We start from the raw sequence: 11,785 nt of genomic DNA, 5'->3' as shown, positions 1-11,785 counted from the left end.
ATTAAATAAATAACTTTTCTAATTAGGGGATAATAAGAATTAAAAAAAGAAAATTCTTGTAATATAGAAATGATTACAAGTAGAAAAATTATATCGATTAGTAAATAATTAGTCTTGGTTTTTTGATTCATTTGACTTAATTCAAAATTTTTGTCTATTCTATATACATTATCTTCCATCAGAATTTCGCTCCCCAATTATCTGCTATAATTTGAAACATATTTATGGCATTTTCCCTCCACGTCACACTTTTTAAAGTTTTCAAAACTGCATCTAACATTTTGTGAATTATATGTAACTCAGAGATAAAACTTTTTAGAACTGTAGTAATATACTCTAAATCCATCCTTTTATCGTTTTTAATTACGAAGGCTTGGATTCCATCAGTAATCAATTCTTGAATGCCGGTTAGTTTAGAAAATACAATAAGTAATCCACTACCCATAGCTTTAACGCCGTCTACAGGAAACTTTTCTCTGAAATAAGAATAAACACATGAGAACTGTCCAATTCATTGAAGAAAGATACTCTCATAGCTAAATATGTGTTGGCAAATAATTTTATCGCTTCGGCTTCTGTGGAGTCTGTGAATAATGTTGGGACATCTTTTTTTATTGCTCCTTGTAATAACAGATCTGCAAATAATTTTGCTCTTTCGCTCTTTTCTCCAATGACTATTCTTGAAGGGTATAAGTTATCGTATAAAGCTTTTCCTTCTCTTAAGAATTCTGGAGAAAATATTATATTCTCGGTTTTGAATTTTTCTCTTGCTTCTTTTGTATATCCAACGGGAATAGTTGATTTTATTATCATTATTGCCTTTGGGTTTATTTCAAGTACATCTTTTATAACGCTATCAACAGAACTTGTATCAAAATAGTTTCTTTCCGTATCATAATCTGTGGGTGTTGCTATTATTATATATTCTGCATTTTTATAAGCCTTTTGCTTGTCAGTTGTGGCTGTTAAATTGAGATTTTTTGTATTTAAGTAATCTTGTATTTCTTTGTCTGTTATGGGTGATTTTTTGTTGTTAATCATGTCTACTTTTTCTTCTACCACATCTAAGGCTAAAACTTCATTGTATTGAGAAAGTAGTACTGCCAATGATAGTCCCACATATCCCAGACCTACAACTGTGATTTTCATTTGTTAATTAGCCTTTTTAATGAATAAAATAAGTCAGTAAAGTTAAAGAAAACTGTTTCTTTTGATTTCCTTCCAGGAACAGCGAATAGAAAGAATTAGATATGAGTGAAGAATTAAAAAATATGTTATATTTAAGTGAATTTACTTGATATTAGCGTTCCTAGCCCAACTTTAGCTTAGTTTGTGAAAATCCCTATTAGAAGGATTACATAATGGATCATTCATAAACACCTCGTGAGTCGTTTTTGCACTTTTATCATAGTAATATTCAATACTTTCCTTTGCAATTCTTTTGTAGGATAATAAATCAAGTTGTTTCTTACTGTTTTCTTTCATTTTATTTATTAAATTTTCAGAATTCGAGAGTATATCCAAAATTTGCCTAATCTCAATACTTGTTCCAGTAAATAAATATACCCCATTTTCTCGAATATGATGTGAAGTATTTCCTTGATATCTAAGAATTAAAGGAGTTTTAGTTGCTATAGCATCTTCTACTAACGTTGTATGTAGCTTTGGCCAAACAGCCACATCTGCACTTGCTAGTAACCTTAAAGTTCCTATCCTATCTTGCCATCCAAGAAATGTAACATTATTTGGAGCTTGTTCAATTATATTCTTTGTATAACTATCGTCTAACTTGCCAAATATTTGTAATTCAACGTTTAAATCTTGTACAGCACTAATTAGTTCCTTTAACCCTTTTCCCTCAGACCATTTGCCCCCAGTGACCACTTTCAATTTATTATTTATATTATTATAATTATTATCTAAAAAATCTTTTTTTTCTAAATGCTCTTTAACCGTAAATTCATCAGCACCGACTGGTAATAATCTAATTAAATCATGTGGAATGCCTAATTCGTTTTCAGCAAAATAGCACCGTGCAGGGGTAACTCCAAAAACTAGGTCAATATAGTTAATGCATTTTTTAAGCCTAAAAGTTGAGTAAATTCTATAATATGATAACCTCCATAAAGGATTCCTCGCCGAATTGTCCAAATCAGCATGATTATCTGCTACCAAAAAGGTAGAAGGATTCTTTTTTTTATATTTGCAAACTGTTTTTATAGAAGGGGAAATTAACCCATGATGGAAAATATAATCAGGCTTTTCTCTTTTTAAAATGTCGTATAAATTATTAAAAACAACAAATCGCCCTTTGAGCTCAGTTTTAATAGGTAACCTTAATATTCTAATTCCATTATCTTCAAACTCACCACTCCCAACTATTTTAGGATCTTTTCCTCCGCTAAAATAAGACATTCTATCCGATGTAATTACCATTACTTTATGACCTAGTTTTGCTTGATAACGTGGCAAAAGGTTTTCTTGATAACCATAACCTTCATTATAATATTGGCAAACATGAATTATTTTTAAGTGGTCATTCTTTGTCATATTTGAACCTCTTTTCCCAATTTTTCATACAATTCAATATATTCTAAAAATTTCTTGTTTTTATCGTAATAATTATTTGCTCTTGTAATGCAATGCTTTGAATATTTATCTTTTCCTTCTTTTTCCGTTCTTTGGATTATTTGTTTTACCTCTTGCAAATCCCCTTTTTCGACTATATAACCAGTTGAGCTATCTATCGTTTCAATTGAACCCCCTGTGTTGAAGGTAATAACTGGTGTTCCACAAGCAAGTGCTTCTAAATTCGTTGTTGGAAAATTGTCTTCCAATGTAGGGTTAAAGTATATATCACTTGCGGTATATATTTCAGCTAGTTCTTTGGGTGAGTTTGTTCTTGTTATACCTACAATATTTTTAGGTAAATCTTTTATTCCTTTTTTAGATAATCCTACTAAAATAATTGCTTCTTTGTCACTAAGCATTTTAGAAAGTTCGATAAAATATTCTAAGCCTTTTCTTCTTGTCCATGGACTTGCAACACCTAGAATAATAAACTTATTTTCTAAATCATATTTTTTTCTAAAATCACTTGGAGTCGGTTTGAAAACGTTCAAATCAATTCCATTGTTTATAACCTTTACAGGATATTCTTTTAAAAAAGATCTTTTTACTAAATTTGCCAACCATTGTGAGGGAGTAACTAACGTCATATTTTTTAAACCGGTGAATAACTCTTTCTTTTTTTCAAAATTATCATAAGAATTATCAAGAAAAGTACTCTTAGGGTAACTTTTCTTTTCAGGACACTTTTGACAATGAGTTTCCCATTTATAACAGTTAGCAAAATCAAAATATGAACAATGCCCTGTAAATGCCCAACAATCATGCAAAGTCCATACTATAGGTTTATTGTATTCTCTTAAAAAGTTGAATAAAAGCTCTATATTTATGTAATACCCATGTACGTTATGCAAATGAATTATATCCGGGTTATAATTTTTTACTCTTTCTAAGAATTTACGAGTCGCATTTTTTGAACCAAATCCATGTTCGTCTAATATTCTTGTTTTTAAAGCATGTCTATAAAAATCTAAATTGTTTCCTATTTTTATGGTATTATCGCAATTGTGAGCAGTTCCTCTTCCGTATGCAACAATGCTTTCATGCCCTTGCTCTATAAGCATTTTATGAATGTCAGCGGCAATTCTTCCCGTACTTCCTGTACCACAAACAGTGTTTACTTGTAATACTTTCATCTTATTTCCCCCAGACAACCCTGTTGACATAATCTGTATATGAGATAATTATTCTTAAAACCTTTTCAGATACGTTGGGTACTAAGTAATCTGACACAGGCCTTATTGTTTCTTTATTTTGTTGTTCTAATATTTCTAATCCTTGAAATATTCTTTCTTTGTTAAGTCCTACCATCATTACTGTGGCTTCTTCCATTGCTTCAGGTCTTTCATGAGCTTCTCTAATGTTAAGGCCCCTCAATTTTAATATCGAAGTTTCTTCGCTTATAGTCCCACTGTCACTTAAAACAGCTTTTGCATTTAATTGTAGTTTAATATAATCGATGAATCCAAAAGGTTTTTCAGTTCGAATTAGTGGATGAAGTTTTATTCCTTTTGATTCAATCTTTTTTCTTGTTCTTGGATGAGTGCTAAAGATTATGGGGAGTTGATATTTTTCAGCAATTGCATTTATACTCTCAACCAAGCCATTAAAATTTTTCTCTGAATTTATGTTTTCTTCCCTATGAGCAGAAATTACAAAATACTGGTCTTCTTTTAAATCCAATTTGCTCAATATTTGAGATTTTTCAATCTCTTTTGTTTTACTTTGAAGTACTTCATACATTGGACTTCCTGTTTTTATGACTCTATCGGAAGGGAAACCTTCTCGAATTAGGTGTTCTCTTGCTAAATCACTGTATACTAAGTTTATATCCGCTATTTGATCCACTATTCTTCTATTCAATTCTTCAGGAACCCTTTGATCAAAACATCTATTACCTGCTTCCATGTGAAATACCGGAATATGTCTTCTTTTTGCTGCGTAGGCTGATAGACAACTATTTGTGTCTCCTAAGACTAAAAAGGCGTCTGGTTTAACTTTTTCTAAAACAGGATCTATCTTCATCAAAATATTTCCTATAGTTTCTACAGCATTCTCAGTAGCGGAATTTAAAAAGTAATCAGGCTTTTTTAATTCTAAATCCTCGAAAAAAACTTCGTTTAATTCATAGTCATAGTTTTGACCTGTGTGTACTAAATAATGATCTATAGCTTCTGATTCCTCTAGTTTCTTGATCACTTGAGAAAGTCTTATTATTTCTGGTCTTGTTCCGACAACTGTCAGCACTTTGAGTTTTTTCACAACTAAACCTCCAAATAGTGGGTATCAGGATTATCTGGATCAAAAGGTTCGTTTGCCCACATAACCGTAACCATGTCCGTATCCCCGATGTTTTGTATGTTATGTGTGTATCCAGGAGGAATATCCACTACTTCTAATTTAGTCCCACTTACGTTATATTCTATAACTTCTTTCGAATCTATTTTTCTGAATCGAATGATTCCTTCACCATACACAACCAAAAATTTTTCATTTTTCGTGTGATGCCAGTGATTGCCTTTTGTGATTCCAGGTTTAGAGATATTGATAGAGACTTGACCTCTGTCTAAGGTTTTAATAAATTCAGTGAAAGATCCTCTATTATCTACATTCATTTTAAGCTCGTAACTGAATTTATCTTCTGGTAAATAGCTCAGGTAAGTGCTATACAATTTTTTAATTAATGGATCTTTCATGTCAGGTACTTCCAAGCTTTTTCTCATTTCTTTAAAACTTTTTATAGTTTCTGCTAGTTCTCCTACCGTTATTTTATGGGTAATAGGAACATAACAGTAATCACCTTTTTTTGTTGGATTACCAGCTAATGCTCTTTTAAATTCGTTTATTACATCATCTATGTAACATAGGGTTATTTCTGCTTCTGGATTATTTATCTTTATGTCTAAATCTCTTGATATATTATAACAGAAAGTGGATACCACACTATTGTAATTAGGCTTACTCCATTTACCAAAAAGATTAGGAAGTCTGTATATGTATACATCTGTATCATTTTCTTTTGAATATTGAAATAATAACTCTTCCCCTGCTTTTTTGCTTTTGCCATAAGGGTTGTCGAATTCTGCTTGAATGGAAGAAGTTAAAAGTAATGGACTTTTATTATGGTTTTTTTTGAGTTTTTCTAAAAGTTCAAGAGTGAAGCCATAATTGCCTTTCATAAAATCATTAGGATCTTTAGGTCTGTTCACTCCGGCTAAATGAAAGATGAATTCACAATTTTTGGTATATTCATCTAATTTTTCTTTGGGTGTATCTATATCGTATTCATAAATTTCTTCATATTCAGAGTTTTTAAGTTCTAAAACTAAGTTCTTACCCACAAATCCTTTTGAACCTGTAACTAATATTTTCATGTGACAACCAACCTTTCACTGTTTTTAAAACCCTTCACTCGCTATTGGCTTAGTTCCGCCTTTTTTGAAGTCCTCAAGTTCTTTTTGTATATAATCTAAAGAAAGAAGCTTCTCTTTAGTTTGTTCAACGTTTAGAATGGTTGTGTTATCAGACCTATAATCAACATACTTTGATAAGTCATATGTTCCTTCTTCAAAGTATTTTTCGTAATTTAAATCTCTTGTGTCTGCAGGAATTCTGTAGAAATCTCCTAAATCTTCAGAAACAAGATGTTCTTCTTTTGTAAGAAGTGTTTCGTGCATCTTTTCTCCATGCCGTGTGCCAATTATTTTTATTTCGTTTTCCACTTCAAAGATTTCTTTCATCGCTTGGGCTAAGTCTCCTATTTTTGTGGAAGGTGATTTTTTAACAAATCGATCTCCTTGATTACCGTTTTGAAAAGCGTATAAAACCAAATCAACAGCTTCTTCTATGCTCATTAAAAATCTTGTCATGTCAGGATTCGTAACTGTAAGAGGTTTGCCACTTTTAATTTGTTGCACAAACAGTGGGATAACCGACCCTCGTGAAGCCATGACGTTTCCGTATCTTGTGCCACAAATCAACGTTTTATCAGGTTCGACAGTTCGAGACTTAGCAACGAATATCTTCTCCATTAAGGCTTTTGACATACCCATTGCGTTTATAGGATAAACTGCTTTATCCGTTGATAAGCAAACTACTTTTTTAACACCAAATTCAATTGCAGCTGTGAGCACATTTTCTGTCCCTAAAATATTCGTTTTAACCGCTTCCAATGGAAAGAACTCACATGAGGGTACTTGTTTCAATGCCGCAGCTTGAAAAACGTAATCTACACCATACATGGCATTTCGAACGCTTTGGATGTCACGTACATCGCCTATGAAAAACTTTAATTTATCGTTTTTGTAGAACCTTCTCATATCGTCTTGCTTTTTTTCATCGCGAGAAAAGATCCGTATTTCTTTAATATCTGTATTCAAAAACCTTCTAACTACTGCGTTACCAAAAGTACCTGTTCCTCCTGTAACTAATAAAGTTTTATCTTTGAACATGACTGTTTCCACTTTTAATTTCCTCCAATATTTTGTTTGTTTTGAAAGAATTATAGGGAGTCACCAGTATTGTGTTGACGCTTATTCTCAAGAATGTTTTACTTTGCTTGTTTTAATTACTTCCTGAAAAAGTTTTTCATATTTATCGGCAGCCGTACGTACAGATAAATTTTCTTCTATATATTTTCTACCATTTTTTCCTAACTCTTCTTTGAGCTCTTTGTTTTTGAACAAAAGAAGTATTTTTTCGGACATTGATTTGTAATCTCCTGCAGGAACAGTATAACCAGCATTAGCCTTTTCAATCAATTTTGGAGCATCCCCGTTTAAGTTCATAGAAGCAATTATAGGTATGCCTGCTGACATTATACTCAGAATTTTTGAAGGAATTGTAGGTGTTTTTACATTTTTATGTAAAGTAGCAAGAGATATATCCGAAGAGTGTAAAACTAATGGATATTTTTCTTTGGTTACGGTAGGAAGCATAACAATATTTTTCAAGTTATATTTTTCTATAAGTATCTGAGATTCGGATTTTTTGACCCCGTCGCCAACGATAAGAAAAACTATTTCATTATAATCCTTTAATTCATTGGCAGTTTTTATTATAATCTCAATGTCTTGGGCAAATCCTAAAGTTCCTGCGAAAGAAACTACAAATTTATCAGTGAGCTGATTTTCTATAGCAAATTCATTGTCCTTTGAACCAGGCGTTATCAAATTGTTATCAATCCAATTTTCAACTACTACGATTTTTTCTTGTTGTTCTGTTATATTATTTACGTATTTTTTATTATTTTCCGAATGAACAGTAATTAGATCAGCAGAACAATACGCCTTTTTTTCTATATTCTTAAAAAAAGAGATAATGAATTTATTTTTTAAAACTCCTAAATCGATGGCATATTGTGGAAACAAATCCTGAACGTTTAATATGTATGGCGCTCCAGTAAGTTTCCTGATTTTTTTAGCTGTCCAGTATAATGTTAGAGGAGGAGAATAAACCAGTGATATATCAACATTTTTGAGAGGTAACTTTGAGTATTTAAAAAGCTTTGATGCAATTTCGAAATGCTCAATACCTCTTCGAAATAGTTGATTTCTTTCAACAAACGGTAATTTCACTCTTATAACCTTTATTCCTTCAACAATTTCGCTAAAGTACTTGTTGTTTTTCAATTTTCCCAAGTAATAGTTATAGACGGATTTATCTACATTGTATCTTGGAATACCGGTTAGAACAGTAACTTCATGTCCTCTTTTTAAAAGTTCTTTGGCTAAATAATAATATAAATGTGAAGCTGCACCAACTTCTGGCGGAAAGTAATTATTAATTAATAAAACCGACAATCTTTTTTTGTCAGAATCATTAGACATATCAATTCTTCTCCTTTAGCTCAATATATATTTCAACTATTAAAACCATTATCGCTCACTCTCGGCAGAAAATGCTGATTTACATAAATTAGATTCATCAGTATGCCCCACTTCTATTCAAAACAGATTTTATTGTTTTTAATATGATCACAATATCCAACCACAAGGACCAATTTCGAATATAATACAAATCTAAAGATATTCTTTCATCGTAATCTTCCACATCGCTTCTCCCATTGGCTTGCCACATTCCTGTAATTCCTGGTTTGACAGTAAAAACTCTTTGCGCAACTTCTTTTCCATAATACATGTCTACTTCTTTTTTTACTACCGGCCTAGGGCCTACTATACTCATATCACCTTTAATTACGTTTAAAAATTGTGGAAATTCATCAAGACTCGATTTTCTTAGAAAGTTGCCAATTTTTGTAATTCTCGGATCATCTTTTAACTTAAAATTTTTATAAAACTCTTCCCTTAATTTTTCATCTTTTTCGAGCATCTCTTGCAATTTTTGTTCTGCATTGGGAACCATCGTTCTAAATTTATACATTTTGAACTCTTGTAAATCTTTCCCGATTCTTGTATGCTTAAATAATATAGGACCCCCATCTTCATGTTTAATTTTTAATCCTATAATTATATATAAAGGTAAAAAAAGCAATAACCCAACTAATCCAAAGATAATATCAAAGCTTCTTTTCAAGATCCTGTTTACAGGATTCAACAAACCTTGGGAAGATGAGATTGCCATTACTCCATCAAAATCTTGTATATCTGTTGAAAAGGTAATTAATTGGTACATGTCTGGAATAAATTTTATTCTTCTTACTTTTCCCTCTAAATGTGAAATTATTTCTGATAACTCTTCTCTCTTAGCAGTCGGAATAGCTATTATTACTTCATCAATTGATACTTTGCCTATGATCTTATCAATATCTTCTATTTTACCTAAAACTTTAGAATCGTTGATAGTGTTGTTTGATTTTTTATCATCATCGTCAAGAAACCCTATTATATCATATGTAGTAAAGGTGTGAGCTTTTATTTTTTGTGAGATTATTTTTCCCATTTCTCCTGCACCTATGACTAAGACATTAGTTCTAAACAAATTATATTTATATAATATTTTTCGATACAAATAACGCCATATGAATTCAAAAAGTACGAATAATGTTATTCCAATTACTACTACAAACCTTGAATAGTATATTTTTCCCAAAAAGGATATAAACAAGATGACTACCAGAGAGAAAAAAGATGCTTTTAAAATGTTCTTCATTTCGTCCCAGAAAAGGTATGTTTTAAAGGAATACAATCTATTAAATAAGTACGACAAAGAGAATATGATCAGTATTAAATAGAACGATGGAACATATTCGAGTGAAAAGAGATTTGTTATAAAAACTCCGTCAAATTTGATAAATGACGCTATGGAGAAAGATAGAAATAGTAAAAATGCATCGGTCACAAACAAAATTGTAGCAAATAATGTTTTTTTCAAGCCTCTTGTTATTATCTTTTTCTGCACTTTTTGCTGTAATGATTTAACGGGGTAGGTGCTCTCAAAACTCATATCATCCATTATTTCCATCCCCTTTATGTTTTAAATTATTCAACATTATCTCAAAAGCGAAAAACATTAGCATGTTAAAAAAGTAATTTTTTACAGGCATGTGTTTTTCGTAGATATTGTATTCTATTTTGTGTATTATTGGCAAGAGGGCTATTGTGTACAATAGGTTGGTAAGGAAAAAGTATCTGTTGAAGTACTTACTGAGGAAGAAGTAGATAATTAGTATAGCAATGAAACTCACAAGAGTTCCAACGGTGGTTTTTATTAAAGATTCTGTGTAACTTTTCATCGTTTCTGTGTCGTATGTTCTGAAGGAGTATATCCCGAGGTATATTATTAGAGATGAGATTATTGAGATGGTTAATGGTAGGCTCAATATAAAGGCGTTCATAATGAATATGAGCGCTATGTCTAATAAGTGAACCGCTGCTTTTCGCATCTTCGAGTCAAACCCCCCGTTAGGTTTTTCAGGATTTATTATAACATTATCTTAACGATTAAATATTAAACAAATATTAAAAATTGTTTTATTCTGGTACATTGCTTATGTTCAAGATGTCAAAAGCCTTTTCAGTTATGTAAGAGTATTTTTTGAACAAGTTTAGGTTGAATTCTTTTTCGTTGTTGCTGGCTTTGTTGTTCGTTGCTAGAAAATCGATCCAATTTCTTTTAATATAGTATTTCGCCGCTTTTGAGTTTAAGCCGCTAAAGCTCAAACAGAAATGAACGTTTATTTCTCTTAACCTGTGAAGGACTTCTTTCATTTCGAAAAGCCAGCCGTATTTTTCAACTTGTAGTAGTACGATATCGTATCCATCCAACTGTAATTGAAAGATTGAGTCGAGGAGAAATAATGGAAATTTTTGTGTTGGTAGGGTTATAAAAACAAAGTGATCGTTGAAGGGAATGAATTCGGTATATTGTGGAGTGAGGTATAATTCAGAAGCTAAATAGGTTTTTACACCGGTGTTGTATTCTATTGTCTTTTTTATCTCGGCGTATTTTTCTTTTATTTTTGTTATGTCTGTTTTTATGGTTGGATGGTTTATGTGCAGTGTAAAGATAACATGAGTTATATCGTGTTGTTTGTAATTGTTTAATACTCTTAACGTTTCTTCAAGAGTTTGTGATCCATTATCAACATTGGGTAAAAGATGGGTGTTGATGTCGATATACATAGGGAGCACCTCCCCTGAGATATTCTCATGGAATTAAGAAACGCTGAAATTATAACACAATTTTTTATAAAAACAAAATTTTTATTATAATTTCATTACATTTTCATTGAGGATGATGCTGTTTTATCTAACGCCCACGTGGAAGAGGGACCTACGGTCCCTTAAACTAGCAGGGGGAGGGCTCCGCCCTGTGACCCTTTTTAAAAGCAGATTTTTACTTTTGTGAATTAATTTTTGTGATTTTTATGTAAGCTGTGCTTAGTTTTTGTTAGCGCCCTTCCCCCGCTCCCCACCGACGTGGAAGAGGGACCTGCGGTCCCTTTAATCCCCTAGTTCGATCATAAGGAAGAAAATCTTTATTTCTTTATTCTGAAGCCCGCCCTTTTATGGAAGAGACTTGCAGTCTCTTAACTCCCGCTACCTACGCATGTGGAAAAGGGACCTGCGGTCCCTTAAACTGGGAGGGGGAGGGCTTCGCCCTGTGACCCTTTTTAAAAGTAGATTTTTTGTGAATTAATTTTTGTGCTTTTTATGTAAGTTTTGCTTAATCTTTGTCAGCGCCCTTCCCCCGCTCC

The 11,785-nt window shown here is 32.0% G+C and carries 10 protein-coding genes and 1 pseudogene; all 11 read right to left on the bottom strand.

All coding sequences use genetic code 11. From position 1 onward, the window contains the following. Nucleotides 1-178: 178 nt before the first annotated feature. Entirely contained in the window at nt 179-445 is a 267-nt protein-coding gene (locus tag AA81_RS07655) for a hypothetical protein (protein WP_103898702.1), read from the bottom strand. Between the two features lie 56 nt (nt 446-501). Beyond that, a pseudogene (locus tag AA81_RS07650) lies at nt 502-1,149 on the bottom strand (nucleotide sugar dehydrogenase); the annotation flags it as partial. A gap of 171 nt (nt 1,150-1,320) precedes the next feature. Next, nucleotides 1,321-2,550 (bottom strand): glycosyltransferase, encoded by a 1,230-nt coding sequence (locus AA81_RS07645; protein ID WP_103898700.1) that lies wholly within the window; start codon nt 2,548-2,550, stop codon nt 1,321-1,323. Continuing rightward, nucleotides 2,547-3,764, bottom strand: a complete 1,218-nt coding sequence (locus AA81_RS07640; RefSeq protein WP_103898699.1) for a glycosyltransferase — start codon at nt 3,762-3,764, stop codon at nt 2,547-2,549. Before AA81_RS07640 ends, AA81_RS07645 begins: the two co-directional genes overlap by 4 nt. A gap of 1 nt (nt 3,765) precedes the next feature. Next, a complete protein-coding gene (wecB, locus tag AA81_RS07635) occupies nt 3,766-4,890 on the bottom strand; it encodes a non-hydrolyzing UDP-N-acetylglucosamine 2-epimerase (RefSeq protein WP_103898698.1) in 1,125 nt (374 codons plus the stop codon). 2 nt (nt 4,891-4,892) lie between these two features. Further along, on the bottom strand, nt 4,893-6,002 hold the full coding sequence (locus AA81_RS07630; RefSeq protein ID WP_103898697.1) for a capsular polysaccharide biosynthesis protein CapF: 1,110 nt from the start codon (nt 6,000-6,002) through the stop codon (nt 4,893-4,895). Nucleotides 6,003-6,026: 24 nt separating this feature from the next. After that, entirely contained in the window at nt 6,027-7,079 is a 1,053-nt protein-coding gene (locus AA81_RS07625; RefSeq protein WP_103898703.1) for a polysaccharide biosynthesis protein, read from the bottom strand. A gap of 87 nt (nt 7,080-7,166) precedes the next feature. Next, entirely contained in the window at nt 7,167-8,456 is a 1,290-nt protein-coding gene (locus AA81_RS07620; RefSeq protein ID WP_103898696.1) for a glycosyltransferase family 4 protein, read from the bottom strand. A gap of 97 nt (nt 8,457-8,553) precedes the next feature. Beyond that, nucleotides 8,554-10,041, bottom strand: coding sequence for a sugar transferase (locus AA81_RS07615; RefSeq protein WP_169999680.1), 1,488 nt, complete (start codon nt 10,039-10,041; stop codon nt 8,554-8,556). Then, nucleotides 10,034-10,471, bottom strand: coding sequence for a hypothetical protein (locus tag AA81_RS07610; RefSeq protein ID WP_245863523.1), 438 nt, complete (start codon nt 10,469-10,471; stop codon nt 10,034-10,036). The genes AA81_RS07615 and AA81_RS07610 overlap by 8 nt, the downstream gene beginning before the upstream one ends. An 88-nt stretch (nt 10,472-10,559) precedes the next feature. Then, a complete protein-coding gene (locus tag AA81_RS07605; RefSeq protein ID WP_103898694.1) occupies nt 10,560-11,210 on the bottom strand; it encodes a CpsB/CapC family capsule biosynthesis tyrosine phosphatase in 651 nt (216 codons plus the stop codon). Nucleotides 11,211-11,785 lie beyond the last annotated feature (575 nt).

Source organism: Petrotoga halophila DSM 16923 (assembly GCF_002924615.1).
This window is presented reverse-complemented; position numbering and strand designations above follow the sequence as displayed.

Coding starts and splice junctions, on each gene's coding strand:
- AA81_RS07630 (WP_103898697.1), bottom strand. CDS start 6,002: ATGAAAATATTAGTTACAGGTTCAAAAGGATTTGTGGGTAAGAACTTA.
- AA81_RS07615 (WP_169999680.1), bottom strand. CDS start 10,041: ATGGATGATATGAGTTTTGAGAGCACCTACCCCGTTAAATCATTACAG.
- AA81_RS07645 (WP_103898700.1), bottom strand. CDS start 2,550: ATGACAAAGAATGACCACTTAAAAATAATTCATGTTTGCCAATATTAT.
- AA81_RS07620 (WP_103898696.1), bottom strand. CDS start 8,456: ATGTCTAATGATTCTGACAAAAAAAGATTGTCGGTTTTATTAATTAAT.
- AA81_RS07655 (WP_103898702.1), bottom strand. CDS start 445: ATGGGTAGTGGATTACTTATTGTATTTTCTAAACTAACCGGCATTCAA.
- AA81_RS07605 (WP_103898694.1), bottom strand. CDS start 11,210: ATGTATATCGACATCAACACCCATCTTTTACCCAATGTTGATAATGGA.
- AA81_RS07610 (WP_245863523.1), bottom strand. CDS start 10,471: ATGCGAAAAGCAGCGGTTCACTTATTAGACATAGCGCTCATATTCATT.
- AA81_RS07640 (WP_103898699.1), bottom strand. CDS start 3,764: ATGAAAGTATTACAAGTAAACACTGTTTGTGGTACAGGAAGTACGGGA.
- AA81_RS07625 (WP_103898703.1), bottom strand. CDS start 7,079: ATGTTCAAAGATAAAACTTTATTAGTTACAGGAGGAACAGGTACTTTT.